This window comes from Deltaproteobacteria bacterium (assembly GCA_016208165.1).
Classification (GTDB): domain Bacteria; phylum Desulfobacterota; class Desulfarculia; order JACQYL01; family JACQYL01; genus JACQYL01.
The window spans coordinates 1-26,276 of sequence record JACQYL010000114.1 but is presented as its reverse complement, the minus strand read 5'-3'; the positions used below and the strand labels follow the sequence as shown (position 1 = coordinate 26,276).

Annotated in this window: 23 protein-coding genes; 8 read left to right on the top strand and 15 right to left on the bottom strand. The window is 57.2% G+C overall.

Going from position 1 to position 26,276, the window contains the following annotated elements; translation table 11 throughout:
• Positions 1 to 606 precede the first annotated feature (606 nt).
• On the bottom strand, positions 607 to 1,266 hold the full coding sequence (locus HY788_20195; GenBank protein ID MBI4776464.1) for a hypothetical protein: 660 nt from the start codon (positions 1,264 to 1,266) through the stop codon (positions 607 to 609).
• A gap of 208 nt (positions 1,267 to 1,474) precedes the next feature.
• Between HY788_20195 and HY788_20190 the strand changes: the two genes are divergently transcribed.
• Entirely contained in the window at positions 1,475 to 3,208 is a 1,734-nt protein-coding gene (locus HY788_20190) for a long-chain fatty acid--CoA ligase (GenBank protein MBI4776463.1), read from the top strand.
• A 291-nt stretch (positions 3,209 to 3,499) separates the two neighbouring features.
• Here HY788_20190 and HY788_20185 read toward each other — a convergent pair whose 3' ends face one another.
• The 4 genes from HY788_20185 to HY788_20170 form a co-directional block, all read right to left on the bottom strand.
• Positions 3,500 to 5,860 (bottom strand): molybdopterin-dependent oxidoreductase, encoded by a 2,361-nt coding sequence (locus HY788_20185; protein MBI4776462.1) that lies wholly within the window; start codon positions 5,858 to 5,860, stop codon positions 3,500 to 3,502.
• Positions 5,857 to 6,348, bottom strand: coding sequence for a (2Fe-2S)-binding protein (locus tag HY788_20180; GenBank protein ID MBI4776461.1), 492 nt, complete (start codon positions 6,346 to 6,348; stop codon positions 5,857 to 5,859). Before HY788_20180 ends, HY788_20185 begins: the two co-directional genes overlap by 4 nt.
• A gap of 11 nt (positions 6,349 to 6,359) precedes the next feature.
• On the bottom strand, positions 6,360 to 7,238 hold the full coding sequence (locus HY788_20175; protein MBI4776460.1) for a xanthine dehydrogenase family protein subunit M: 879 nt from the start codon (positions 7,236 to 7,238) through the stop codon (positions 6,360 to 6,362).
• Between the two features lie 194 nt (positions 7,239 to 7,432).
• Positions 7,433 to 8,713 (bottom strand): Tm-1-like ATP-binding domain-containing protein, encoded by a 1,281-nt coding sequence (locus tag HY788_20170; protein ID MBI4776459.1) that lies wholly within the window; start codon positions 8,711 to 8,713, stop codon positions 7,433 to 7,435.
• Between the two features lie 289 nt (positions 8,714 to 9,002).
• Here HY788_20170 and HY788_20165 point away from each other — a divergent pair, with 289 nt between their 5' ends.
• The gene (locus HY788_20165) at positions 9,003 to 9,914 is read left to right on the top strand and encodes a LysR family transcriptional regulator (protein ID MBI4776458.1); all 912 of its coding nucleotides are present in this window, start codon (positions 9,003 to 9,005) and stop codon (positions 9,912 to 9,914) included.
• 258 nt (positions 9,915 to 10,172) lie between these two features.
• Here the strand turns inward: HY788_20165 and HY788_20160 are convergent, their stop codons facing one another.
• The 8 genes from HY788_20160 to HY788_20125 form a co-directional block, all read right to left on the bottom strand.
• A complete protein-coding gene (locus tag HY788_20160; GenBank protein MBI4776457.1) occupies positions 10,173 to 11,411 on the bottom strand; it encodes a beta-ketoacyl-[acyl-carrier-protein] synthase family protein in 1,239 nt (412 codons plus the stop codon).
• A complete protein-coding gene (locus HY788_20155) occupies positions 11,411 to 12,409 on the bottom strand; it encodes a radical SAM protein (GenBank protein MBI4776456.1) in 999 nt (332 codons plus the stop codon). The genes HY788_20160 and HY788_20155 overlap by 1 nt, the downstream gene beginning before the upstream one ends.
• A gap of 181 nt (positions 12,410 to 12,590) precedes the next feature.
• Positions 12,591 to 13,628 (bottom strand): radical SAM protein, encoded by a 1,038-nt coding sequence (locus tag HY788_20150; GenBank protein ID MBI4776455.1) that lies wholly within the window; start codon positions 13,626 to 13,628, stop codon positions 12,591 to 12,593.
• A 65-nt stretch (positions 13,629 to 13,693) separates the two neighbouring features.
• Positions 13,694 to 13,981, bottom strand: coding sequence for a phosphopantetheine-binding protein (locus HY788_20145; GenBank protein ID MBI4776454.1), 288 nt, complete (start codon positions 13,979 to 13,981; stop codon positions 13,694 to 13,696).
• Between the two features lie 79 nt (positions 13,982 to 14,060).
• Positions 14,061 to 14,987: a polyketide synthase dehydratase domain-containing protein gene (locus HY788_20140; protein MBI4776453.1), complete on the bottom strand. Its 927-nt coding sequence runs from the start codon at positions 14,985 to 14,987 to the stop codon at positions 14,061 to 14,063.
• A gap of 1 nt (position 14,988) precedes the next feature.
• The gene (locus tag HY788_20135) at positions 14,989 to 15,468 is read right to left on the bottom strand and encodes an acyl-CoA thioesterase (GenBank protein MBI4776452.1); all 480 of its coding nucleotides are present in this window, start codon (positions 15,466 to 15,468) and stop codon (positions 14,989 to 14,991) included.
• Between the two features lies 1 nt (position 15,469).
• Positions 15,470 to 16,738, bottom strand: coding sequence for a beta-ketoacyl-[acyl-carrier-protein] synthase family protein (locus tag HY788_20130; GenBank protein MBI4776451.1), 1,269 nt, complete (start codon positions 16,736 to 16,738; stop codon positions 15,470 to 15,472).
• A gap of 363 nt (positions 16,739 to 17,101) precedes the next feature.
• Positions 17,102 to 17,431: a hypothetical protein gene (locus HY788_20125; protein ID MBI4776450.1), complete on the bottom strand. Its 330-nt coding sequence runs from the start codon at positions 17,429 to 17,431 to the stop codon at positions 17,102 to 17,104.
• 337 nt (positions 17,432 to 17,768) lie between these two features.
• Here HY788_20125 and HY788_20120 point away from each other — a divergent pair, with 337 nt between their 5' ends.
• The 6 genes from HY788_20120 (at position 17,769) to HY788_20095 (ending at position 24,468) form a co-directional block, all read left to right on the top strand.
• Entirely contained in the window at positions 17,769 to 19,043 is a 1,275-nt protein-coding gene (locus HY788_20120; protein MBI4776449.1) for an ABC transporter substrate-binding protein, read from the top strand.
• 248 nt (positions 19,044 to 19,291) lie between these two features.
• A complete protein-coding gene (locus HY788_20115; GenBank protein MBI4776448.1) occupies positions 19,292 to 20,161 on the top strand; it encodes a branched-chain amino acid ABC transporter permease in 870 nt (289 codons plus the stop codon).
• Entirely contained in the window at positions 20,162 to 21,208 is a 1,047-nt protein-coding gene (locus HY788_20110; GenBank protein MBI4776447.1) for a branched-chain amino acid ABC transporter permease, read from the top strand.
• Positions 21,209 to 21,234: 26 nt separating this feature from the next.
• The gene (locus HY788_20105; GenBank protein ID MBI4776446.1) at positions 21,235 to 22,947 is read left to right on the top strand and encodes a long-chain fatty acid--CoA ligase; all 1,713 of its coding nucleotides are present in this window, start codon (positions 21,235 to 21,237) and stop codon (positions 22,945 to 22,947) included.
• Between the two features lies 1 nt (position 22,948).
• Positions 22,949 to 23,716 (top strand): ABC transporter ATP-binding protein, encoded by a 768-nt coding sequence (locus HY788_20100; GenBank protein MBI4776445.1) that lies wholly within the window; start codon positions 22,949 to 22,951, stop codon positions 23,714 to 23,716.
• 5 nt (positions 23,717 to 23,721) lie between these two features.
• On the top strand, positions 23,722 to 24,468 hold the full coding sequence (locus HY788_20095) for an ABC transporter ATP-binding protein (GenBank protein MBI4776444.1): 747 nt from the start codon (positions 23,722 to 23,724) through the stop codon (positions 24,466 to 24,468).
• A 92-nt stretch (positions 24,469 to 24,560) separates the two neighbouring features.
• Here HY788_20095 and HY788_20090 read toward each other — a convergent pair whose 3' ends face one another.
• Together HY788_20090 and HY788_20085 are read right to left on the bottom strand one after the other, a co-directional pair.
• Positions 24,561 to 25,469, bottom strand: a complete 909-nt coding sequence (locus HY788_20090; GenBank protein MBI4776443.1) for a hypothetical protein — start codon at positions 25,467 to 25,469, stop codon at positions 24,561 to 24,563.
• Between the two features lie 161 nt (positions 25,470 to 25,630).
• A partial coding sequence (locus HY788_20085) for a RimK-like protein (GenBank protein MBI4776442.1) occupies positions 25,631 to 26,276 on the bottom strand: 646 nt, incomplete at its 5' end.

Below are 26,276 nucleotides of genomic sequence, written 5' to 3'. Positions count from 1 at the left end.
ACTGAGATCGCGCCCATGCTATCCTTGAGAGGTCGGAGGCATTCTTTATGTTTTCAAAGAGCAAAAGACATCAAAATTTCGGAATTCCGCCTTGACTCTCAAGACGGTATCTACGACCCGCGGTCGTACCGGCGTCGAGAAGCTATGGGAGGCCTCGGGATCTCATCCGTAGGTTGGGTTGAGCATAGCGAAACCCAACAATTCCTGAAAAACGGAGTGATGCTTTCGACTCACAAAATGGTAGCCTACTCCGGGTGGCGCGGACGACTCGCTTGTCCGCGTTGCGAAGCAACAGGAGGCTCCACCCATGTCGTGGAAGCATGCACCCCGACGATTCAAGGAGCGTAGGTTGGGTTGAGGAACGAAACCCAACAATTCCGGCATGTTACATCATGCTCCTTATTGTGGTGCGTCGCACGTACTCGACAATGGTTGAAATCGCCGACATCCATGGGGCGGGTTTGTCGCAGATCCTGAGCCTGTCCGCCGTGAGCCGGTCGAACCGGTCGATGGAAAACACGCCCCTCGCGAACCTGCATTCCCTTCGGACCTTGGCAGAGAAAAGGTGAGGTGTAATGGCCGGGTGTATCTCAAGAGATTCCTGAATTAGAAAACCTCAACGGTTTCCACGGTCCCATTCCCGAACTCCGCCACGGTGTCGGCCGCAATCTCCAGACCCTCTTTCAGATATTGACCATCGATGCCGGGCGCCGCATAGGCGTAAAAAAGCACGTTGCGCGTGTCCGGACTTACCCTCGTTTTCTCGTCCGCCCCCTGGCAGAGAACACACACGATGTCCCGTTCGTCCCTCAATACGATTTCTCCGGCAACCGTTTTCATATCCCGATTTCCCATGCCTTGAAACAACTCCGCTGCTTCCGCCAGATCCAGCGTCAGCGCGCCGTCAAAACGATCGTAGTCCGCCACGGCCACCAGGATGCCCGCGCACATCTCGGCCATGAAGTGCGCGTCCACCAGGAGATTGTAGGTCGGAAACCCGCCGGCCACCGTCCGTTTGAGATGCTTGGGCAACGGACACTCGAAACCGAAGCTCTCGAAAAACGTCTCGTACATACGAATGCGGTCGGTAATCCCGGCCAGAGTCTCCCTCTTTCTCATCGTTCGAAGCAGCTTTTTCTTATGGGCCTTGAAACCCGGAGGATGCTCCACGTTTCTGCAGCCGGGAATCAATGCCAGCCCGAAGGAGACCTCCGGATATCGTTCCACGTAGCTTGGAGACTTAGAGAACGCGGGTTTGGCGATCATATGTCTACGCTCCTTTCCAATGGTTTCCATTCCGGCAGAGTCAACATGCGTCACCATCGTTTAACTAAATAGACCCGTAGCCCGTTCTTTCGTATCTCTTCTACCATTCAAGCCTCCGCAGTGGTATAAAAATGCCGGAAAGGTCCGATTTTCCGGACGCCGGATAAGCGTTGAAACGCAACGAACCAACTCGATGGGGGAGACTCCGATGACTACCAAACCTTGGCATGGGTCGCACTGGCCCGAAAGCGTGCCTCACGAAATCAGGGGCTACGAGAAGCCTTTGTTTACCGTTCTCGACGACGCCGCGCGGGATTATCCGAACGCGGTCTATACCCTGTTCAGCGACGCCGGCCGCACATACGCGGAGGTAAAGGATTCCGCCGACCGCCTGGCCGACTTCCTGGCTTCACGGGGCATCCGACATGGAGATCGGGTCGCCGTCTTTCTGCCGAACCTGCCCCATTATCCTGAAATCGTTTTCGGCGTACTCAAGGCCGGCGCGATAGCCGTGACCTGTAACCCGCTTTACAAGGCGGAAGAACTCCACTACCAGCTCGAGGATTCCGGCGCACGAGCCATCTTCCTTATGGACCATCCCGGATTCTATCCCATTGCACTCGAAGCCATGAAACATACGGACGTGGAGACCGTGGTCATCTGTAATGTGAAGTCTCACCTGCCGAAGATCAAAGGATTTTTGGGATCGCTTTTGGGCAAAATTCCCAAGGCGGCTCATCACGAACCGGGTCATCTTTTGTACGAGCAGGTCCTTCGAAACGCCCGGCCCCAACCGCCGCAAGTCCGGATCGATCCCCTTGGGGACCCGGCTCTCCTCATCTATACCGGCGGCACGACCGGGGTCCCGAAAGGAGCCATGCAGAGCCACGCCAACCTGCTGTGCGATCTGATGTGTCTCGAGGAATGGACGCGATTTCCTTCCAAACCCGGCGCGCCCTTCGAGAAAGCCCAAAAGGGAGGAGCGCATACCTTTCTGGGCGCGCTGCCTTGGTACCACAGTTTTGGCATGACCGTTTGCCTGCTTATGAGCGCCGTCACCGCTTCCCGCCTGGTCTGCGCGCCGGATCCCAAGGCGGGCAAGCCGCCGTTCACCGAACTGCTCAAAACCATTGAAAAACAGAAAGTCACCATCATCGTCGGCGTACCCACGCTGTTCTCCGCTCTTCTGAACCACCCCCGCATCGATGACTATGATCTTTCCTCCGTAGCCTGCTGCGCCAGCGCTGCCGCACCCCTGCCCGTGGAAGTGCTCAAACAGTTCGAGGAAAAGACCGGGGCCGTCATCTTCGAGGGATACGGCCTGACGGAAACCGCTCCGGCCGTCGCGGCCAATCCTACCAACATCGAACACCGCAAAGTCGGGACGGTGGGCATGATGCTGCCCGGGGCGGACGTTAAGATCCTGGACCTCGAGGAGAGTATCCGCGAACTCGCGCAGGGCGAAGACGGGGAAATCGCCCTCGCCGGCCCTCAGATCATGCTGGGCTATTGGAACAAACCGGAAGCCAACGCAGAAGCATTCCGCGAGTTCGACGGCAAGCGCTTCTTCTTGACCGGGGACATCGGCCACGTGGACGAAGACGGATTCCTCGTCATTACAGACCGCAAGAAGGATATGATTATTGTGGGCGGGTTCAACGTGTTTCCCAGAGATATCGAGGAAGTGCTCTTCTCCCATCCGAAAGTGGCCCAGGCCGCTGTGATTGGCGTTCCGGACCCGCATTCCGGAGAGGCCGTCAAAGCCTTCATCCAGCTAAAGCCGGACACCCGGGCCACCGAACAGGAAATCCTCGATTACTGCAAATCCCGGATGACCGGGTACAAACGCCCCCGCCAAATCGAATTCAAGGACAGCCTGCCCACCTCCCTTGTGGGTAAAGTGCTCCGAAGAAGGCTGCGGGAGGAAGAATTGAAGAAATGAGTCTCACCGTCTCCGGGTATAAAAAGGGATGTCCAGCAACCCGCTTCAATGGATCATCCCGGTATTTGGGAGACAAATAACTACTTGGAAGGGAGATCGGACGTTCTTATGCCGGAAGCACCCGGAAAAGCTACCGATCGGCTGAGATTGTCCGGATACGCCCCCTCATCCTGACCCGCTCCCCCGTACCGGGGGCGAGGGGAATTGTGCCGGAGCGGGAGTGTAGGGCTCCCTCTCCCGCTGGGAGAGGGCCGGGGTGAGGGTCTTTTGTTTTTCGACATAGCCTCTGTATTACGATTCCTCTTTTTCCTTTTCTTTAATGGCCATCAAAACGCGTTCCGGGGTGAGAGGCAGTTCCTGTATGGCCACTCCTACGGCGTCCCGTACGGCGTTCAATATGGCGGGTATGGTGGGCATGATAGCCCCCTCGCCTACTTCTTTGGCGCCGAAAGGCCCGTTGGGCTCGTTGCTCTCGACCACAATGCATTTCATCTCCGGCACGTCGAGTATGGTCGGGATATGGTATTCCCCCAACGAGGCGTTGAGGATCCTCCCCTGATCGTCGAACTTCACCTCCTCGAAAAGGGCCTCCCCGAGACCCATGGAGATCGAGCCCTCCATCTGGCCTTCCACGGAGGTGAGATTGATGGCCTTTCCGCAGTCGTGCGCATCGGTGATGGACTCGACGAAGACCTGCCCGGTTTCCGTGTCCACGGATACCTCGACCACCTGCGCCGAGCAGCCGTAGGCTGGTGAAGTACCCACCGTGGCGCCTTTGAACTTCCCGCCCAGCGTCGGCGGCTTGTACTTCCCCGTGCCCACGATGGTGCCTTTTTTCAGGTACGCCATCCGAGCCGCTTCGAGAAACGTCAATTCAGGCCCCTCCGGCTGTTGGCTCCACCCGCGATGCTCTCTTATATAACGGGTTCTCAAAGGAGCGATGTCCACGTCCACGCCCTGAAATTCCACCTTGCCGCGACGGAACTTCACGGCTTCCACGTCCAGTCCGAGTTCTTCCGCCAAGACCTCGACAATCTGTCGTTTGATGTCCTCGGCCGCCTCCCGGGTCGCATGGCCCGTCATCAGCGTCTGCCTGGACGAGTAGGCCCCGAGGTCCACGGAATAGTCGGTGTCGCCGGACTCGACGCGCACGTCGGCAAGGGGAATACCCAATACCTCCGCCGCGATCATGGCCATGGTCGTGTCCGATCCCTGTCCGATTTCAGCCGATCCGGTGTATACCGTGACCCCTCCGCCGTCCTCCTGCAATTTGATCCTCACCGTCGAGTGGTACGTGTCCGAGCGATAGATGGGATAGCCGGCCCCGGAAACGTAAAAACCGGAGGCAATTCCTATGCCCCGTCCCCTAGGCAGACGGCCTTTCTTGTTCAGCCAGTCGGAACCGTCACGGACCGCTTCGATACATTCCCGCATTCCCAGGGAGGACATGGATAGTTCGTTGCAGGTCACGTCTCCCACTTCCATGATATTTTGAAGACGAAGGTCCACCGGATCCCGTCCCAGCTCTTCGGCAATGAGATCCAACTGCTGTTCGAAGGCCGCCCGGGCCGCCACCCCCCCGTGACCTCGCTGAGCGCCGCATGCCGGACGGTTCGTGTACGTCCGGTAGCCGTCGTACTTCATGTTGGGAAGTCGATACGGAGCGCCCAAAAGTGACCCGGCATAGTAGACCGTGGCGATGCCGAAGGAGCTGTAAGCGCCTCCTTCCATGAAGCATCGGTGCTCCAGCGCCATCAACGAGCCATCCCTTTTCACACCGGTTTTCATTTCATGAATGAACTGGTGTCTGGCCCTGCTGTGCAGAAACACCTGCTGACGCGTATAACTCATTCTCACGGGCCTGCCCGTCCGTATGGCAAGGCAGGACGCACTGAGGTCCAGTGGGGTCGCCTCGCACTTGGGACCGAATCCTCCGCCGACATAGGGTTTGACCACCCGAACCCTGCTGATGGGCAATCCCGTCACCATTGCCACGGTACGCTGGACGTAATGCGGCATTTGCGTGGCGCTGTGAAGCGTCAGCCGGCCGCTGAGGTCATATTCCGCCACACTGGCATGGGGTTCGATGAAAGCGCCGTCCTGACGTTTGTTCCTGAACGTATCCGAGCGAACGTAGTCGCACTCTTTGAACGCCGCCTCGACATCACCGAATTCTTGATGCACCTCCGCGCAGATGTTATGTGGATAATCCTGGTGCAACTGCGGAGCGCCGTCGGACATGGCTTCCAGGGGGTCGAAGACCGCCGGCAGAGGCTCGTATTCAACCTGAATCAGCTCGACGGCTTCCAAAGCCGTCTCGAGGCTCGTTGCGGCCACGGCGGCAACCTCATCTCCCACGTAACGAACTTTATCCGCAGCAAACAGGGTCTCGTCATAACGCGCCGGAGAGACGCCATATTTCACCAAACCCACGTCCGCCGCCGTAAGGACCGCTTTTACTCCGGGAAGGCGTCTTGCTTTCGAGGTATCGATATTCAAGATCCGGGCGTGGGCATGCGGACTCTGAAGAAGAGCACCGTATAGCTGGCCGGGAAAACTCAAATCCTCCAGGAACTTCGCTCTCCCTGTAGCCTTGTCCGGGGCGTCCACTAGCGCCGCTCGTGACCCGACAACATCAAAATCACGTTTCATGATTCCTTCCTCCCGCCCCTGCTCATGTTTTCCGCCGCATCCGAAACGGCTTCCACGATCTTCTGGTAGCCCGTGCATCGGCACAGATTCCCGCTCAACGCTTCCCGGATCTCTCGAGCAGTGGGACGATCGCTATGATCCAACAGCGCCTTGGCGGACATAATCATACCGGGCGTGCAGAAACCGCACTGGATGGCCCCCTTCTCGATAAAGGACGTTTGAAGGGGATGCAGCGACGTTCCCTCGGCAAGGCCCTCGATGGTGGTGATGTTGCTTCCGTCGGCCTGTACGGCGAGCACCAGGCACGAATTTACCGGCGCACCGTTGAGAAGCACCGTGCACGACCCGCAATCTCCCACGCCGCAACCGTGCTTGGCGCCGGTGAGGCCCAGATCCTCGCGCAGAGCCTGGGTCAGGGTGCGGTTGGGCGCTACCAGGAGGTCGTACTCCGTTCCGTTGACGTTGAGTCGAATGGGATGCTTTTTCATGACAACCTCCACTATTGCTCGCGAGCGTTTTCCCAGGCTTGATGTAACGCCCTCCGGGTTAGCACGGACACCATTTCGAGCCGGAATGTCGCCGAGCCCCTGTGGTCCGTTATGGGCCGGGCATCTTGTTTTGCCGCCTCGCCTGCATGTGCGAACAGCTCATCCGAGGCCACCTTGCCCAGCAATACGCGTTCAGCCTCGGGGGCCCGGATCGGTGTCGGAGCCACTGCCCCTAACGCCACCCGGGCCTTCTTTATCGTTTTTCCATCAACGTCCAGGGTGAGGAGCGCCGCCGCGTTGACCAGCGCAATTTCCAAGGTCCTGCGCAGACCCAGTTTGACGAAACCCCCGCCGGTCCCCGGCTCGGCCCTGTCGATGACGACTTTGGTCAGGATCTCCTTCGGCTGCGCCACGGTCTGACCGGGACCCGCAAAAAAAGCGTCCAGGCCGACCTCACGCTCGCCTGCGCTGCCGGCCAGAACGACCCGGGCATCCAGCACCAGCAGAGGCAGAGGCATGTCCGCAGCCGGTCTTGCCGTACACAGGTTTCCCCCTATGGTCGCCAGGTTACGCACCTGGGGTGACCCAAGCTTTGCCGCGGCCATGGCCAGAACGCCTAAGTCCCGTGCGATGCCGCCCGCCCCCGCCAGCCTTGCAGCGGTTTCCCTGGCTCCGATCTCGATTCGGCCGTTTCCGGCCCGGACGCCGAGAAGTTCAGCCACCCGTTCCAATCCTACGAGTTGCTTGGGGGCCACCGTTTTTCTCTTCATGTTCACCAACAGATCCGTGCCGCCGGCCAGTACCCGCGCCTTCCCGGCATAATGGTCCAACACCTCGAATGCCTCGGCCAGGCCGGTGGGTCTGTGATACTCGAACGCTGGTAATAACATCTCGTTTCTCCAGAATAACGTTTAGGCTATCGTCCATCCGCAGCGCTTCCCAGCCACGGATTTCCAGTTGGGAAGTCTTGCCGGCCGGTCAGTGGTTTCCGATCCCCCCACACTCAGGAAGCGCGGGGAGAGTCCTTGAGTGGGCCGTTCCCTGCCAATCCCGCTGACCGCCACCCTCGTGAAACGGAGGACCCTTACGACGCAGCAGCAGGAAACGGATCGATGCCGTCCCCCGTCTCTCGAACATGCCCCGCCGGGAAAAAAGAGACAAATGCCTGGTATAGAGCCTCGACAAACGCATCGTCCTCGATATTGGCATCCACCTCGATCGCCTCGACCTGGGGCTTGAGACGTCTTTTCAGTTCCAAGTAAAAGAGACCGTCCTCCGTTGGGTCATAAACAGCCCCGCCTCCCCTGTCAAACGAAGCCCAACCCCTGGTGGGAATGAGGAACTTGATCGGCCCTCGAGACCGGTTGAGCTTATCCGCAAAGGCCCGCGCGACTTGAATGAGTTCCTCGGGCGAAAGCCGCAAAAAGGTTCGCAGCTTGTCCAGATCGTATTTGCGCCGTTCGTGATAGTCGGCCTTGTACCGCGATTTCAGCGGGCTCATCAGGTTGACGCCTCCGGGAGCGATCACCTGGGGAAGACCCATGCGGCCCGCGGCCTCCAAACGATGAGGCCCCGCCGCCCGCATGCCGCCCAGCAGCTCTTCCCCCACCCCGCCCGGAGCCAGGTCCACGACTCCAACGAAGTAACCCTGGCCGATCATGTCCTCCATGGCGCGATCGCATACGCCGGCCGCTGAAAACCCGATGACGGAATAACCCGCCTTCTCGAGACGCAGACGCAACTCGTACGCGCACCGCTCGCAGGGACCGAACATACTCATCGCAACGAGGCGCTGCTTCCGATGGCGCATCTGCTCGGGAGTCGCCGGCGGGATATCGAGCATACCGCAGACCGCCGCAGCCGCCCGATCCAGCACATTTATCAGCAGCGGCGATAACCCGGCGATTTCAACCACGCTATGAAACAACATCAAATCGCCGGTGCCGATATACCGGCTGGCCAGGCCGGGAAGGGCCGCCGTACTGGAAATCATCACCTTGGGCAAGCCGAACGGCAGGGCCCGCATCACATCGCCGGCCATAAGCGAACCGGTGGAACCGCCCAGTCCCACCACGCCCCCCAGTTCGCCCCTCCGAAACAGTTCCACGGCAATCTTAATGGCCCCCTGGATCATGGCCGCCGTGATGACTGAGCGCTCGTTGGATCTTTGGATATCCCGGATATTCCATCCTGCGGATCGGGCCACTTTTTCAGGCGCGATTTCACATGATGCCGTGGACGCAACCCCCATGGACAGGTCCATGAGCAACACCTTCACTCCCGCGTCCTCGATTCTCCGGCGCAGGTACATCGTTTCGCGCGCTTTGGTGTCCAGAGTCGAGATCAGAAGTACGGCCGGGCTCATACTCGGCCCATTATAGCTGATAGGTTCAGTATCATGTAATGACGGATTTCCGAGCGCCGACCCCATCGAAACGAATGCGTAGCGAACGGCTGCGATGGACGTGTCCTGGAATGTCTTGGCAATGTCCTGAGGTTTTTGATAGAACAAGAGGGCGCATGAGTGCAAGGCAAAAAATCTTATCGCCCTTATAAGAAAAACTTATACGGCACAGAAGAACCTCTTTTTATTCTGGAATGTTATCTCTGACAGGGCCTTTCTGACAAGAGTCCTGACACAAACTCCAGTTAATATGAATCTGAATCAACTCCTCACATTTTATCACGCCGCGGACACCATGAACTTCTCCCGGGCTGCGTCGCGGCTGAACGTTACCCAGCCGGCCGTGAGCGCACAGATCCGCCAGCTCGAGAGCGATCTGGGCATGAAGCTCTTCGTCCGCCTCGGGAAGAAGCTGATGCTCAGCGAGCCCGGCGAAGTCTTGTTGCAGTACGCGCGCAAGATATTCAGCCTGCGGGACGAAGCAGAAGAAGTACTCGAGAACCTGCGTTCCGTCCGGAAAGGAACTTTGAAGCTCGGCACGGCCCGCACCTATGCACGAAACGTCATGCCGGTATTGTTGGCCCGGTTCCAGAAACATTTCCCCAAGGTCAATATTGTCCTCATGGAAGGGAGTTCCCTCGAAATGGCCCGCAGTCTCTGGTCCCTCGATGTCGAGGTGGCTGTTGTGGCCTATCCGGGCCCTGTAAAACGAGTGCAGTTCAACTTCCTCAATCAGGAAGATCTTGTGGTCATCGCATCCCCTCAACACCGGTTGGCCGGTGTGGAAGGCATTTCCGTGAAACGACTGGCAAAGGAGCCGGTGATCATGCGGGAAAAAGGGTCCGGAACGCGGCGGGCCGCCGGCGACCTCTTTCGCCGCTGCCGGGTGAAACCGGAAATCGTGCTCGAAACAAGCAACTCCGAGGTGATCCAGGAGCAGGTGGCTCGTGGAATCGGTATTTCCGTGCTGACCCGATCCGCGGTTCACAGCGCCGTAACATCCCACCGCCTGGCTGTGTTGAATCTCGATATACCCACGCCCAAGTTGGACATCTGCACGGCCGTGCTCGAGGGTCATGAGCTCTCCGGGCCGGCGCAGGCCTTTCTGGATCTGCTCTTCGGGAACTGCGAAAACGGCTCGAAAGATCACACAGGAACGTAGGCTGGGTTGAGGAACGAAACCCAACAAATACCAATGCCTATGTTGAGTTACGTTCGCTCCGCTCACTAACCCAACCCCAAGACCCCCCCATACGGCATCCGTCCTGTGGACGCCCGCCTGCCGCAGGAGCCTGCCCTGAGCTTGCTGAAAGCCGTGAGCCTGTCGAACCGGTCGAGGGGTGGCGGCTGCCTGAAGAATTTTGAACAGGGGTTGGTGGAAAACCTTTCTCAAAAGTTGTCCCCCGTGAATAGCGGCAATTCACAGCCGCCGGAGCACGATGCAGCAGTTCGTACCTCCGAAGCCGAATGCGTTCTTCAGCACGAACTCCTGGTCGATCCCGAGCATCCGCTCGGAGAGGCACTCCAGGCCCAGATCGGGATCCGGATCCAGGTTGATGGTGGGAGGGATTACCCCTTGCACGAGCCCCTTGATGGCCCAAATTGATTCGATGGCGGCGGCCGCGCCCATCGAGTGTCCGATCTGGGACTTGTTGGCGTAGACCGGGGGCACGTTCCGGCCGAAGACGGTTTTCAGCGCTTCGGCCTCGACCTGATCCCCCACCTTGGTCGAGGTGGCGTGAGCGTTGACCGCATCGACATCCGCCGGCTCGATGCCGGCATGTTCGATCGCCCCGGCCATGCATCGGGTAACGGTGGGCAGGGACGGGGCCACGAAGTGTCCGGCGTCGGAATTCATGAACCACCCGGCCAGTTCGGCGATTGGGGTCAGACCGTGGGTGTGGGCAAACTCCGGGTCGGCCAGGATGAGGCAGGCGGCTCCCTCCGAAACCACGAATCCCCGGCGGTTCTTGGAGAACGGACGGCTGGCTCTTTCGGGAGGCTCGGGCTCCCCGGCCTTGTAGGCGCCGTTCATGGTGGCGAAGCCGGCCACAATGGGTTCGACCAGGGGAAAGTCCACCCCGCCGCAGATAAAGGCCTTGGCCATGCCCGATGCAATCATGATCGCGCCCACCACCAGTGAGGTACTGCCGGTGGCGCAGGCGGTGACGGTGCTCAGATTCGGGCCTGCGGCTCCGGTTAGTATCGAGACCTTTCCGGTAACCATGTTGATGCAGGAATTGGGATTGACATACGGCTTGGGCAATCGGCCTTCGTTCATCAGGACCCGGTCCGCGCTCAGGACGGCGTCCAAGCCCCCCACGGCCGGACTGAATGTGACCCCGATTTCCGGGGCGATCTCCTTGGTGATTTCAAGGCCGGAATGCTTGAGGGCCCGGTGAACCACCAGGAGCGAGTGCTTGAAAATCGGCGACGGCCAAAGGGCGAGTCGGCGGGGGCTGAGGAAGGGGTAATCCGATACGTCCAATTCAGGCACCTGGCCGGCAATGGTGACCGGGAAGCCCTCCGGAGGGTTGAATCGGGTCAGCGGACCCACACCGCTCTCACCGGCCAGGGTCCTGGCCCACTGGTCGTTGAGTTCCGTTCCCAGGGGGCTGACCAGGTCCCACCCCAATATGACCGGGCGTCGGGCTCCCATCACCACGGTACGAAGCGGTAGAGCTTGGCGAACATCTCGTAAACCTCGATCCAGTTCTGCAGGTCCCGGCTCGACCGCATGTGCGCCCGTTTGTTGACCATGACCCAGCTCATGTGAGCGGCGCCGTCCTTGCACTGGGAACAGTCCCGCGTGGCCGACGTGCAGCAGCGATGGGTGGTCTCGAGGTCGCTGGCCCAGCGGATGAACCCGATCAACCGACGGGGCTTGGGATCGCGGCCGTCCATCGTCTCGGTGACCGACGGGCACTCCATCCACCCCCACCGTCGGTCCAGCATTCGGCCGGTGGTGATGATTTGGTGGTAGTAGTGGGACGAAATGACCGTGTCCGGATATTGGTCCATCAGGTCGTCCATCTCGTCGCGCACCCGGGCGTACAGCTCCGGCGTCCACGAATACCCGTCCACCAGCTCGTCGTTGCTCAGAAGCTGAAAATGCACCTTGAGTCCCGCGTCGGCGATGCGTTTGACCATGGTTTCGATCCGGCCGAGTTGGGCCGGGGTAATGGTGTACAGATAATAGGTGTACGGATCGCCGGTGTAGTTCCGGCTGGAAGGGGTAAAAACGTCCCTGCCGCGCAGCTTCTTTTCGTCTTCGGGGTCGCCCCACAGGGATATCCCGACCATCATGTCTGGGAAGCGTTCCCGGTCCACTTTGATCAATCCGTTGGTGGCGCAATAGGTCGGAAGCCGCTTATAGAAGGCTTCGATACGGTCCATGTGCAGGGTCGGTTCGCCGCCGATCAGGATGGCCAGGTTGACCCCGCGCTCCTTTTCCCGGTCGATGAAGCCCTCCCACGCCCCGATGTCGTTTTCCTCTCCGGCAGCCTTGTGTTCGTCGGACGAGAAGAAGAAACACCCTTTACATCGCAGGTTGCACTGGTTGGTTACATCGTAGATGGAACTACGGATGTTCAGCTTCGAGATGGCCTTGTATCGGACGTACCAGTGTGCGTCCAAAAGAGAGCTGACCGTTATCATATCCGGGCGGACCCCCGATCCGGCCGCTCCGCCGAAGGCGGTGCGTCAATGCTTAGAAAGTTTGAAGGGAGTCTGAGGGAAACTTTTTAAAGTTCCCCTCAGTACAATAAATAATCATATCCATTTCCACAGTATCGTTGAGTTTGCGAGCAAAGCGAGCGTAACCCAACCTGTCCGGCTATCAGTTGGCCGGAGGCGGCGGCTCGATCAGATCGCGGCAGAGGTTCTCGCCTTTCTCATAGCCCATAACCCAGACAGCCAGGTAGTTGTCCACGTAATCGAGCCAGGACCGGAAAGTGGCCGGGTCCGAGGCGTGCCTGTACATCCGCGCCGTAACCACGGCGCTGCCCGAAGCATAGTGCCGGCAGTCCGGGCAGTCGGTGTCCGGCACGCAGCAAGCCGCGCTGCGGTCCCACTCGAGGTTGGTCCGGTATTGCCGGAAAGACCGGCCCAGGCCGATGGCCTCGGATGGATTCATCCTCGGGTAGGGACAGGAAAAGAGGCCATGCAGCCCCTGATCGTGAGTGTGAACCACGGCGTTGTACGACGTGAACAGGACATGCTTGGAGTGCTCCTGCATGAGATCCAGCATGGCCCGGCGGACCCTGGCTCGCGATTCCCGCGTGTGACGCAAGGGGCCGTTGTACCCTACCGGCGACGAGAACATATTGAAGGTGACCCTGCAGTCGTTTTGGGCGAGCGTTTCTACCACCTCGTAAGACTCCTCCACATTCCCGGGCGTGAAAGTATACACCCAAACGGCTCTGGGATCTCCCTTGTAGTTGTCCATTTGTCGGACCAGCATATCCGCGGCCCCGCGTATCTTTTTCGAAGTCTCGTCGTTGCCCCAAACCGAAACGTGGATCTTGTACCCTACGCTTTCGGGAATAGGCTTGATCCCGTTGGTGGCGATGGAGCCCAGATCTATTTCGCCGTAGCAAACCTGGAGCAACTCGGGAACCAGGGCGGGTTCGGCCCCGGCCAAAACCACGTAGGTGATGCCCCTCTCCTTTTCCCGGCGGAAAAGCCGGGTCCAAGCCTCCGGGTCGGCCGATTCTTCGGCGAACTGCTTGTCGCCCCGGTAATAGTAACAACCTTCGCAGCGGATGTTGCAGCGGTTGGTCATGTCGTAGGTCGATTCGCGAAGAAAAAAATACGCGCGAACCTTTTCCCAGCGTTCCCGCACACCGGGAAGCTTCAGAATCTCAGAGAAATTCATCTTAGATCCCGGGGCTCCGGCCGGTTTGATACGCAGGACTTTCGGCGTGGGGGCCATGGCGGCGCTCATCCGAGGCGGTCCAGTATGTATTGGGCGATCAGACGAACGGCGCCGAGCTGCGGGTAGTCGTCCTCGCGAATGGTGATTTTGTATTCATCCTGCAGCACCAGGGCCAAGGTGGCCATGTCCATGCTGTCGATGCCCAGTTCGTCGATGAGGTCTATTTCCACATCAAAGCTACCGGGGGTGACGTCTTCCAGTTTGAGTTCTTGTATCATGATGCGGGCAACGTTGAGTTGGATCTCCTCGATGCTCGCGTTCGTGGATGCGGCCGCTCTAATAGTTCCTTCCATCTTCGAAAGCCTCCTGATTCGAAGGTTGGGATAGCCGGCGTACCCCAGCCTTGTAGCCAAATGTGTTGGGTTTCATCCCTCAACCCAACTTGCGATCCTCTCCTTGACCCCGGAACGTCCCGCCGGCCTGGGAAACCGGAAACGCCGATCCCCGATCCTCGAGTCTCGCCAGATGGGCCACGGCTTGTTCTCCGATCAACCAATCGGGCGGTTTCAGCCTGCCCCGGCTGATGTCTTTCATGCGCAGCCCCTCCATCGCCTCCATGACCCGGCCGTCCTGGTCCAAAAGTCGCAGGTCGAAAAGCAGATCGTCCCCCTCCGGACGGCCGGCGGAGACCCAGGCCTGGTAATCACGGCCCGACTCGGTAAGCCTGAAGATCCGCCTCCGGGCGAAACCCACCGGAAAGCCCACCAGGCCGCGGAAGCGCTGGCCCCATAAACAAGCCAGTTGAAAGGCCGCGTCCAGAGGAAAAGGCGACCCCGACGGACCGGGCAGGGATTCGATCTCTCTCGCGTGCACCCTGGCCGAAGCCCCGTCCGCCGTGAGATGAGCAGGGCCGATGATGTTCCGAAACGCCGGACCGAAAGGCACGGCTTCCCGGTAAATGTCTTCCGGCCGGACCGAGAGCGTCGCGCCCGATCCGGGGACCACGAAGTCCTGGGGCGGAATTGGTGCACCTTCATCCGGTCCGAAGGCCGCCCGAACCTGTTCCAGTTTCCGGGTCATTGCGCCGCTCCTGGACCCCGTTGTCGAGCAGAGACGCGTCAAAATGCGTTCCCCCCTCCATTCCATTTCCACAATGACGTCCGCCGCAGGTGTTTGTGGCAGATCCAGAAATCTCAGGAATTCGACGGTGTCCGCTTGCGACACATCCAGGCCCCACTCCCGTTTCACTTCCCCGGCCAGCAGTTGGAGCGCCTCCACTGCAGGCAGAACGGCCCGGCCAAGGAAACGGTGGTCGGCCATGTAAAGACCTATCGCTATGGTCCGATTCAGGGTCCGCATATTACTTGGGGAAATTCCGCCAAGTCTGGAGGGTGTATTCGTCCACGGGTACGGGTATCCGCTTCCGGTTCAGAGTGCAGTGTACGGTGAACCCGTCGGCCGCCGGCCGCGGGTTTCTTTGCCTTAGGATGACGTAGTCGAACCGGATTCTCACCCGTTCCAGTTCCCCCGGCTTGGTCAACACCCAGACCAGGTCGTCATAGGTCAACGCTTCGTAATAATTGACTCCCGTATTGACCACCGGGTAGATGAATCCGGCTTGTTCGACGGCGCTGTAGGGGTGCTCGATGCACCGCATCAGCGTGGCCCGGCCCTGTTCGAAGTATCGCAGGTGGTTGGAATGATAGACCGCGCCGGAACAATCGGTATCCGCGTACAAGACCCTCAGTTCGGTCCGGTGCCACACCAGACCCGTGGCCTCGTCGCGGAGGTAAGGCCCGTTGCCGTTGAAATCCACCAACCGCATGGGTTTGGGCCGCACTTCACACCCCCCTGAAGATCACGCAGCAATTGGTCCCGCCAAACCCGAAGGCATTGGACAGGGCCAGCTCCACATTGGCCGCCCTGGCCCGATTGGGCACCACGTCCACTCCATCGAACTTGGGATCGGGAATATGGTTGATGGTCGGCAGCAGCAATCCCCGCCTCATGCCTTCAATGGTCAGGGCCCCTTCCACTGCGGCGGCGGCCCCTAAAGTGTGACCGATCTGGGACTTATTGGACGAAATCGGAATACGGGATAGATCGCCGCCGAAGACCTCGCGAAGACAATCCACCTCCACCTCGTCCCCTTTGAGGGTGGAAGTTCCGTGGCAATTGACGTACTGAATATCCCCGGGGACCAACTCCGCGTCGTCAATGGCCTGGCGGATGGCCCGGATGATGGTCGGCGGATGGGGCCGGATATAGTGATACGCATCCGATGTCCAGCCCACGCCCATGATCTCCGCTCTGGGAGTAAGTCCATGGGCTTTGATCGTCTCCTCGGCCGCCAGGACGATCACACCGGCGCCTTCCGACAGCACGAACCCGCGCCTGTCGCTGCTGAAGGGCCGGGAAGCCTGGCCCGGGTCCTGGTGAGCCCGGTCGTCTTCATAGACTTTGACGAGAGCGTTCATGTTGGCGAAGCCATAAATGATCTCGGGAATGATCGATGTGTCCACGCCCCCGGCGAGGACATAATCCACATCACCGTCCCGAATGAGGCGTGCTCCAACGCCCAACGCATGGTTGCCGGAAGCGCAGGCCCCCTGAGGAGAAAAACTGACCCCGGTAAAGCCCAACAACGCGCCGGCCTTACCCTGCGGCAGGTTCCCGCACAGGTTCGGCAAAAGAAAAGGGCTGACTTTGAGAGGGCCGTCGTTCTGGAGACTGAGGGAGGCCGCCCGAAAGGCATCGTGACCATTAAGCGCAGAACCGATGAAACAGGCCGTACGTGAAGATGTTTCCCCGTTCATCTCGAGCCCGGCGTCTGAAAGGGCATCCCGGCAGACGGCCATGGTCAGATGAATAAAGGCGGCGTTCCAGTACCGGGCTTCGCGTTCGTCCACGAAATCCAGGTCCAGAGGGTTCCACCCCGGAATCTCGCCCACCACCTGCAGATGAGGCTCGGGTATCCGGCAGCGGGTGACCCGGCGAAAACCCGCCTCGCCCGCCGCGGCTCGATCGAAGGTCTCCTGAAACGTCCTGCCTAAGGGCGTAGCCGCGGCATAACCCACGACAAAGACTCTGCGGTTTCGAGGGGCCTTCATGAGTGCAATCGGCTGGAACGGTAGGAAAAACGCATAGTTACAAATCTCATGATGAATATTCGCCTTTGACGCTTATTGCCGCATTCCGATCCCGGGTCATGCCGACGGCCGGATTCCGCTTCGTTTGAGCGGACCTGAATCGGATTCAGCAGGAACCAACATTAAGCCTTTTACTTTATTTTGTCCAGAGGACTAGACAGCGGTTTCCCGGAGGCTCATCTAACCCCAAGTCCTTCGCCCTCAGGTTCGTTTTTTCCTCTATTCACAAGTCCGACTGGGGCGGCGATTTTGAGCGCCGTCATGAAAGCGGTCCTCCAGGAGCACCCAGGAGTCCCCCAGTTCGTGGACGTGCACGTCCCCGTTTCACTTCAACAATTTATTGTACCTGGGAGCCTGGGAATAGATGCGTCTGGGATTCCCCAATAGCCGGACGATTCTGTCCAGAATTCCGAGCGACTGAAAACGCTCGGAAGCGAGGGTCATTTTGTAAACCGCATTTTGGTCCCCGAGAATGTCGATCATGCGATCGTAGAGAATCTGGAGAAAGGCGTGGGAGACCCAGTTGTTCGTGTCCAGGAGGTACTCCTCATTCATTTCCAGTCCGTCCAAGAGACGTGCGATTGAACCATTGTTCGCTTCCTGTACATATAGCAGGAGGGTTCGGGTAACCCGACAACCGATTTCCCTGTCCATGGCCGAGCTCATTTTGATTATTCTAAAGACATCAGGATCGGGTTTCAAGATCTGGTTTATACAAAAAAACGTTGTCCGAAAGATAAAAAGAAGCTACTATCTCTCCGACCCTTGGAATTCATGTTCTCTTGCGATTCAGACTGCCCACGCGCGACTTCGGTTCCGGCGGTAAGAGGTTTCACCGCAACTTCACTAACAGACCGACGGTTTCAATATCCCCGTTAGACCTTGCTACCTTCCAACGAAAGGAGGTCCGCACACAATCCCGATAGGATAGTGGTTGTCGTTTCTATAGAAATCCCAATGTCCACAATAAGCGGAAAGGAGGGTATGAGTAATGAAAAGACGTAACCTTCTCCAACGGATTCTGTGTTTTTCTGTTATTGTGGTTTTCATGAGCATTCCCGCATGGGGCGCGGACACGATCAAGATCGGCGTGCTGGGCCCCATGGCGTTCACGCAAGGGGAAGGCCATTGGAACGGGGCCACTTTGGCCGCGGATGAAATAAACGCTCAGGGCGGTGTCACCGTGAACGGTGCCAAGCGGCAGATCGAATTGATCAAGGTCGACACCAACGAGTTTCTCAGTGTGCCGGACGCCACCAACGCCGTCGAGCTGGCCATCTCTCGCTTCAACGCGGACTTCCTGACCGGCGGGTTCAGAACGGAAGCGGTCACGGTGATGCAAGACATCGCCATGGACAACAAGAAGATCTTCCTGGGCTGCGGTGCGGCTCATCCCGAGTTGTGCGAGCGCGTGGCCACCGACTACAACCGCTATAAGTACTGGTTCCGCGTTACTCCCATCAATTCCAAGTTTCTGGTAAAAGTGGATTTCATCCTCTTGGGCACGGTGGCCAAGATCATGGCCACCCAGCTGAATATACCCAAGATCAAAGTGGCCATTGTGGCGGAACAAGCGGCCTGGAACGAGCCCATCGTCAGCGTCGCCCAGAAGAAATTGCCGGAAATGGGCATGGAGGTGGTTGGAGTATGGAGACCCTCTCCCGTGGCCACGGACGTGGGCGCCGAGCTGTCCGCCGTTCAGCGCGCCGGAGCGCACATCATCTTCACGAGTTTCTCTTCCTCCGTGGGAATCCCCTTCGCCAAGCAGCTCGGCGAACTCAAGATCCCGGCCGCACCGGTGGGTATCAACGTAGAGGCTCAAAAGCAGAGTTTCTATGACGCCACCGGAGGCAAGGGCGATTACACGCTCACCATCAACACCTACGCACGCGTTAAAATCACGGACGCTACGATCCCGTTTTTCGACAGCTACCTCAAACGATTCGGTGAGGCTCCCAACTACACCGCCGGAACCTATGAAGCCCTCCACATTCTGAAAGAAGCCATCGAACGGGCCAACTCGCTGGATTCGGACAAGGTGGTCATGGAACTCGAGAAGACGGACCGGCCCGGAACCGCCGGCCGCCTCGTATTCACCAAGGATCATGACGTCACTTGGGGACCGGGGTACGTCACCGGACTCGGAACCCAGTGGCAGGACGGAAAAAACCAGTGTGTCTGGCCCATGGGATGGGAAGGCGTAACCTACGAGGGTGTCGTTCCTTACAAACTGCCCCCTTGGATCGTCGAGCATTACAAGAAATAAAAGCGATCTAAGATGCTTAGGCGTCCCCGGTTGCGAAGCGAAGACGACGCGGCCCGCTTGATGCGTCCCCAAAAGGCTCCGGGAAAACCTTCCGAGGTTTTCCCGGCTACATGAGGAACGTGTTCAGGGACCTTGCCCGAGATCGCTTATCCCGGTGGACGGATATCATCCGTTTTCGTTCGTTGCGGCAAAGACTTCTCGAATATTCCGGGATCGTTCGCCAACCGAAACCGCCCTGAGGCCGGACCATGCTGCAGGACATCATCATTAACGGTCTTGTCAACGGAAGCATCTACGCGCTTCTGGCCATCGGATTCTCCCTCATCTTCGGAGTGGCCCGCATTGTCAACATAGCCCATACCGCATTCTACATGTTGGCGGCGTATTTCATTTACATCGGCTTTCATTACCTGGGAGCGCCGCCCGTCCTCGCCATAGTACTCGCCGTACCGGCCACGGTCCTGACGGCGCTTGTCTGCTTCAGACTGTTCATCGATCCTATCCAGGAGCATGAAGCCGCCGTGCTCATCGCCACCATCGCCTTGGCCATGGTCATTCAGGAGGCGCTGCTCGTGGTCTTTGGAGGGCATTACCTCGGAGTCCCGCCTCTGATATCGGGCTACGTTGAACTGCTGGGCGTCCGGGTGACCAAACAGCATGTTCTCGCCCTGGGATTTGTGCTCGTGGCGTTGGCCCTGGTCTGGGTCCTCCTGATGCGCACCAGGATCGGCCTGGCCATCCGGGTTACGGCCCAGGACCGGGAAATAGCCAACCTGATGGGCATGGACGTAAGACGGGTCGCCATGGTGACCATGGCCGTGTCCGTCATGCTGGCCGCCGTCGCGGGAGCCATCGTGGTCCCCCTGACGGTCCTCGATCCGCACATGTGGATGCACCCTCTGATCATGATGCTGGCCATCGTGGTTTTGGGAGGCGTGGGAAGCGTGAAAGGCAGTCTCCTGGGATCGTTTATCCTTGGATTCGCGGAAGCCCTCGTCGTGTTTCTGATCCCCATGGGAGCGTTTCTCAAGGGATCCGTGGCTCTCTCCATCATGATTCTGGTCCTTTTGATCCGCCCTGAAGGCCTGTTCGGCGTTGCGTTCGAGGAAGAAAGGTAGATGGGATCCCCTGTTTTTTATTTGCGCCGTCTTCGTACCCTGATTCAGACCGAAGTACTGGTCCTGCCGAGTCGCATAACCGTTCTGGTGTTCTCCCTGGGCCTGTTGCTGCTCCCGCTCTTCACCCGGGATCCCTACGTGCTTCGCATCCTGATCCTGACCAGTATCTTCGCCATCCTGGCCGCAAGTTGGGACCTTTTGTCCGGCTTCACGGGCCAGATCAACTTCGGCCACGCCCTGTTTTTCGGAGTGGGATCGTACTCCACCGCTCTTCTGAACATTCACGCCCACCTGCCCCCCTGGGCCGGCATACCGTTGGGCGCCCTCGGAGCGGTTTTGGCCGGACTGGTGATCGGCATACCCTGCCTCCGCCTCAGAGGGACCTATCTGGCGCTCACCACTCTCGCGTTTCCGATCATACTCCTGGGAGTGGTCTTCGCCATTCCCGGCATCACCGGCGGTGAACTCGGTATCTCAGGGCTCTCCCGGCTTTCCGGATCCCGAGTGGGTGATTATTACATTACGGTGATACTCATGCTCGGGCTCGGTGGCGTCATGTGGAAAATCACCGACTCGAAAACCGGAATCATTTTCCACGCCATACGCGAAGACGAACTGGCGGTTCGGGCCTCCGGCTTGAACACGGTCCGGTATAAACTCCTGGCCTTCTGCTTGAGCAGCTTTTTCGCGGGAATCGCGGGAGGTCTTTACGCCCATCTCATGCGCACGGCCGGACCCTCCACCCTCGAGGTGGGCACTTCATTCCAGGTGATCATCTGGGCCGTTTTCGGCGGTATGGTGTCGATTTACGGTCCCATTGCCGGTGTTTTCATCCTGTTCCCTTTATTGGAATTCCTCCGGATATTGCCCAAAATCCGGATGCTCGTCTTCGCATTTATCGTATTGCTCACACTTCTGTACATGCCCGAGGGCCTGATTCCCTGGATACGGGACAAGATCGAGAAGGAATGCCCCAGGTGCAAAGTACGGAATGCGGCCACGCGCAAGACTTGCCGCGTGTGCGCCGCTTCGTTGGAAAAGGCGTAAACCCCAGATCTCCGAGGTGAACGGACATGGATCCCAAAGCGGTTTATCTCTCCAAGCCCTGGCTCAAGTACTATCCTGAAGGCGTTGCCGCCGAGTTGGACATACCCGTTCGCTCGATACCGGAGATCTTCGACGAGGTTTCGGATCGCCTCCAGGACAAGACCGCCCTCCTCTTTTACGGAAAGAAGATCAACTACAAAAATCTCCGGGAACAGGCGGACCGGTTTGCAGCCGCGCTGGCCGACGTGGGGGTGGCCAAAGGCGACCGGGTTGCTCTTTATTTGCTGAACTGCCCCCAGTACGTCATCGCCTATTTCGGGGCATTAAAAGCCGGAGCCGCCATCACGCCCATCAGCCCGGTCTATACCAGCCGGGAAGTCAAACATCAGCTCGAGGACAGCGGCGCCCGGACCGTGGTGTGCCAGGACATCCTGTACGATAACGTGCTGAAGACCGGCCTCGAACTCAAGAACGTGATTCTGACCAATATCAGCGAGTACCTGCCCGGATTGAAGAAACTGCTCGGGAAAAGCGCCTTCGGAAAGATGAGTAGGGAAAGAGGGGCCCAGACCGTCCAATTCGAAGAAGGCCCCGGACGTTATCTGTTTCAAAGTCTGCTCAAAAAGTACCCTCCGTCGCCGCCCAAGATCGTCATCGAACCTGAACAGGACATCGCCGCCCTTCCCTACACGGGCGGAACCACCGGGCTCCCGAAGGCGGCCATCCTCACGCACTACAACATCATTTCCTGCCAGGCCATGGCCCTGGCCTTTTGGAGTTCCATGCTCGAAGAGGGAAAGGAAGTGAACCTGGCCTTTCTTCCGTTCTTTCATATTTACGGCCAAGTGGTGGTCATGCTGACGAGTCTGATTCACGGGTTCACTCTCGTGCTTTTTACCACACCGGATATGGACGATATCCTCGCCGCCATCGAACGCTATCAGGCTTCGGGTTTCTACGGAGTCCCCACTCTCTATGAATATTTGAAAGAATATGACAAGACGGATCAGGTCAACTGGAAAAGGCTCAAACTCATCGTCTGCGGCGCGGACAGTCTTCACGAGTCCACGGTCCGGGATTGGGAAAGGCGTACCGGCACAAAAATCCACGAAGGCTACGGCATGACCGAAACCAGCGCCGTGAGTCACGCCACTCCCCTGGGCCTGGCCCGTACCGGTTCCTTCGGCATCCCGATCCCGAACCAGAAAGCGGCGGTGGTGTCGGTCGAGGGGGTCGAGTTCATGCCCGTGGGTGAAGAGGGTGAACTGATTCTCAGCGGCCCCAACATCATGCAGGGCTACTGGAAACGGGAAGAAGAGACCCGGGAGGCGCTCATCCGGATCGACGGCGAGAAGTGGCTTCGAACCGGGGACCTGGTCCGCATGGACGAAGACGGATTTTTCCACTTTTTCGATCGCAAGCGAGACCTGATCAAGTACAAGGGCTATTCGGTGTTCGCCAGGCACGTGGAAGAAGTGCTCTACCATCACCCCAAGGTCAAGGCCGCCGGCGTAGTCGGGGTCCCGGATCCCAAGGTGGGGCAGATCATCAAAGCGTACGTGGTGCTCCAATCCGAAGCCAGGGGCAAGATTTCCGAAGATCAGCTCAAGGAATACTGCAAGGAGAAGCTGGCTCACTACAAGGTTCCCAAGATCATCGAATTCCGCGGAGAGCTGCCTAAAACGGACGTGGGCAAGGTCTCCCGCAGGGAATTGAGGGAAGAAGCCGCGGGAAGCTGACATGGACCAACCGTTCCTCGAGATCGAAGACCTGTCTAAGGCTTTCGGAGGCCTCCGGGCCATCAATTCGGTCCGCTTTTCCCTGAACCGCGACGAAATCGTGGGGCTGATCGGTCCCAACGGCGCGGGCAAGACGACCCTGCTGAGACTCATCATGGGCATCGTGAGACCGGATTCGGGAACCATCCGATTTAAAGGGAAAAACATCACAGGGCTCAAAACCTGGGAGATCGTGAACCGCGGAATCGCGGGCACATTTCAGAACATGAGGCCGTTCCGCCGGCTGCCCATCATCGCCAATGTCATGGTCTCCTGCCTGTGCCCGCGGGCCATGAAGCGGGGAGAATGGGTCAAACGCGTCGAGGCCAAGGCCATGGACGCCCTCGAGTTCGCGGGCATCTCCGACATGGCCTTGGAAAAGGCCGCCACCCTCTCCCAGGGCGACCTCAAAAGGCTCGAAGTGGCCCGAGCCATCGCCACCGAGCCGGAGCTGCTCCTGCTCGACGAACCTTTCGGTGGATTGAGCCCGGCGGAAACCGAACTCATGGCCGCGTCCATAGGGCGTCTGCATAAGGGCGGACGGTTCGGGCGTCTGCACAGCGAGGGGCCCGCCATGATCATCATCGAGCACAAGCTTCAACAACTGATGAAGATCGTGGACCGCATCATCGTTCTGAATTTCGGCGCCTTCATCGCCGACGGAACTCCGGAAGAAATCTCGAAGAATCCCCAGGTCGTCGAGGCCTACCTCGGGGAAGAAAGCGTCTGACCGTGCTGCTGCAAGTCACCAAACTAACGGTCTGCTACGACAGGGCCGTCATCATCAGCGACATCACCCTGGGCGTGGCCACCGGGGAACTGGTCAGCCTGGTGGGCCCTAACGGAGCGGGAAAATCCACGCTCCTGAGGGCCATTACAGGACTGGTGACCTGGGATAAGCGGATCAAACGGGGAACCGCCGGAGGCGACGTCACTCTGGAAGGCACGGTGGTGTTTGCCGGAAAACACATCGAGCGCACGCCGGCCCACGAAATCGTAAAATTGGGCCTCGTCCACTGCCCTGAACGAAGACGCCCGTTTCGCGAATTGACCGTACTGGAAAATCTGAAGGCGGGCGCTTACCTGGTGAGCAACAAAAGACGGAATCGGGAGCAACTGGAAAACATCTACGAATTGTTTCCCGTGTTGTCCGGCCGTTCCTCCCAGATCTCCGGAACCCTCTCGGGCGGAGAGCAGCAGATGCTGGCCATCGCCCGGGCCCTCATGTCACAACCCAAACTCCTCTGCATAGACGAACCCTCCACCGGCCTGGCCCCCATGCTCAGAAAAGAAGTGTTTCTGAAAATCCTCGGCATTCGCAACCTGGGAATTACGGTATTGGTCGTGGAACAGGAAGTCCGGGCCGTGTTCAAAATGACCAATCGGAACTACGTGCTTTCCTCGGGAAAGATCATCGCCCAAGGCACGGGCGACGAACTGCTGGGCGACGAGGTGATCCGGAAGACGTATTTGGGGCTGTGAGAATGCTTAGTTCTTCCTGGAGATCTTTTTTCAAAAATGGAAGGTTCGCTCAGAGTTTAATAAAACGGACTTATTGGTTTTTCAAAAAGCATTCAAAACCACACTGATAAAATCTCCAAGATAGAGCCAATCATGATCAAACTCCATGATATAAACCACAGTCTACAGAATGTGGCCTTAAACCTTCTTTTGTCAAGCAATTCAATATATCTATTTTTCATAGAAATAGGACAACATATTATAAGTAAAATCATGCCCAAAGCGCCTAAAGAAATCAGTACATACCCAAGTCCATTGATACCGTGTTTTATTAAGCCTGCGTTAGCTAATTCATTTATTAATGTTAGCAATTTATCTATATATCTAGCCTTGCCAACTCTTTCTATTCCTACGCTTCCTACGCTTATTATAAAAAACGCCCCTATTAATATGATCCCATTTCTTATTCCTGCGAACGTAGCATAGATATAATTAGCAGTTATATTAGTAATCATCTGGTTGCTACGCACGTATTTGTATAACTTATTGATAATTTCGATATCACTTTGAACTTTAATGTTATAGCTGTCCCCACTTTTCTCAACAATTTCGTCTATATATACATCATAAAATTTTCTAATGCTTAAAGCAGTCATGGAGGTAATGCCAGAAAGCAATAAATATATCACTCCAAAGATTAGCAACACAAGGGCCGCTGGATTTATATCAAAAATCGACTTCTGATTCTGGAGAAGACTCAGACTTGCGATAACAATCGTAATCGCAAGCGTAACAATAGACAGGCTAGCTTTAGCTTTATCATCTATTGCTCTTTTTCTTTCACGTTCTTTTAGGTTGTGTGATAATAGTGCTTGTCTTAAAATATCACAATCCTCATTCGCTAAAAAGTTTATGTTCTCTTTTTCGAAGAGATCCTGTTGTTTTTTTATTTTCCTCTCCGCAGCTTTTGCGTAAAAATGAGGAACCAAATTCTGTAAGAGAAAGTCTTTGATCACACCCATGTCAAGTTCGACCACTCATTAAGAGCTTGGCTATTTCATTGTCTATAGGCCACTTTGTAGGCTCTAACAACCAAGCCCATTCCCCAGTAGGGTTAATCTCAATAAAATAGTAGTCTTCACCTTTAAGAGCCAGATCAATTCCGCCAAACTGGAGGCCCAACTTATGCGTCAACTCTAAGCACATCTTTTCGATTTCTATTGGTAGTTCTATCCTTAGAAACCGGATAAGCATTCTTCCCAATAACCGTAACTCGGATATCGACTTTTGGAACAACGGCCTCTTGAAGTATAACGGGAGCGCCTGATAAATTTGCGGTTTGCAGTTCTGACCTTTTGATAAAATTGGTATAAACAAATGCCTCTCCTTGAGGTAGGCTTAGAATAACGGGGTCAAGTGTCTTTATTATAAGGTCAGGTTTCGTGATAACTTGTTGTTCTGGATCGTTTGTGATTACAGTTTTCGGAGTTTTGAACCCTAGTTTATTAGCCAAATATAGCTGATAAGGTTTCACCTCAGCTTGATAGGTCGCTCTTGGGTGATTAACCCAAAGTACATCTTCAAACATCAAGAATGATCTAATAAAGGCAGCCCACTGACTCCTTCCTAATTGTAAATCCGGAGATATAGACGGCTTATAGGTGTCTCTGAGATATATCGGGGCTCTGAAATAGACAGATATTAACGTTTCAGCCGAGATTTGAAATGTAAAGTCCTTTGCTTTACCAAGAATTATTTGCTCTGTTGGTATAAGTGACAACTCAAATTCAGGTAGTTGATCTCTATTGAGTCTTAGATAAGACGCACCC

Bases quoted from the DNA above. Each gene is read 5' to 3' on its own strand.
- HY788_20180 (MBI4776461.1), bottom strand. From the start codon at position 6,348: ATGAAAAAGCATCCCATTCGACTCAACGTCAACGGAACGGAGTACGAC.
- HY788_20185 (MBI4776462.1), bottom strand. From the start codon at position 5,860: ATGAAACGTGATTTTGATGTTGTCGGGTCACGAGCGGCGCTAGTGGAC.
- HY788_20150 (MBI4776455.1), bottom strand. From the start codon at position 13,628: ATGAATTTCTCTGAGATTCTGAAGCTTCCCGGTGTGCGGGAACGCTGG.
- HY788_20195 (MBI4776464.1), bottom strand. From the start codon at position 1,266: ATGATCGCCAAACCCGCGTTCTCTAAGTCTCCAAGCTACGTGGAACGA.
- HY788_20145 (MBI4776454.1), bottom strand. From the start codon at position 13,981: ATGGAAGGAACTATTAGAGCGGCCGCATCCACGAACGCGAGCATCGAG.
- HY788_20125 (MBI4776450.1), bottom strand. From the start codon at position 17,431: ATGGACAGGGAAATCGGTTGTCGGGTTACCCGAACCCTCCTGCTATAT.
- HY788_20160 (MBI4776457.1), bottom strand. From the start codon at position 11,411: ATGGGAGCCCGACGCCCGGTCATATTGGGGTGGGACCTGGTCAGCCCC.
- HY788_20120 (MBI4776449.1), top strand. From the start codon at position 17,769: ATGAAAAGACGTAACCTTCTCCAACGGATTCTGTGTTTTTCTGTTATT.
- HY788_20155 (MBI4776456.1), bottom strand. From the start codon at position 12,409: ATGATAACGGTCAGCTCTCTTTTGGACGCACACTGGTACGTCCGATAC.
- HY788_20165 (MBI4776458.1), top strand. From the start codon at position 9,003: ATGAATCTGAATCAACTCCTCACATTTTATCACGCCGCGGACACCATG.
- HY788_20170 (MBI4776459.1), bottom strand. From the start codon at position 8,713: ATGAGCCCGGCCGTACTTCTGATCTCGACTCTGGACACCAAAGCGCGC.
- HY788_20140 (MBI4776453.1), bottom strand. From the start codon at position 14,987: ATGCGGACCCTGAATCGGACCATAGCGATAGGTCTTTACATGGCCGAC.
- HY788_20090 (MBI4776443.1), bottom strand. From the start codon at position 25,469: ATGGGTGTGATCAAAGACTTTCTCTTACAGAATTTGGTTCCTCATTTT.
- HY788_20110 (MBI4776447.1), top strand. From the start codon at position 20,162: ATGGGATCCCCTGTTTTTTATTTGCGCCGTCTTCGTACCCTGATTCAG.
- HY788_20130 (MBI4776451.1), bottom strand. From the start codon at position 16,738: ATGAAGGCCCCTCGAAACCGCAGAGTCTTTGTCGTGGGTTATGCCGCG.
- HY788_20115 (MBI4776448.1), top strand. From the start codon at position 19,292: ATGCTGCAGGACATCATCATTAACGGTCTTGTCAACGGAAGCATCTAC.
- HY788_20175 (MBI4776460.1), bottom strand. From the start codon at position 7,238: ATGTTATTACCAGCGTTCGAGTATCACAGACCCACCGGCCTGGCCGAG.
- HY788_20105 (MBI4776446.1), top strand. From the start codon at position 21,235: ATGGATCCCAAAGCGGTTTATCTCTCCAAGCCCTGGCTCAAGTACTAT.
- HY788_20100 (MBI4776445.1), top strand. From the start codon at position 22,949: ATGGACCAACCGTTCCTCGAGATCGAAGACCTGTCTAAGGCTTTCGGA.
- HY788_20190 (MBI4776463.1), top strand. From the start codon at position 1,475: ATGACTACCAAACCTTGGCATGGGTCGCACTGGCCCGAAAGCGTGCCT.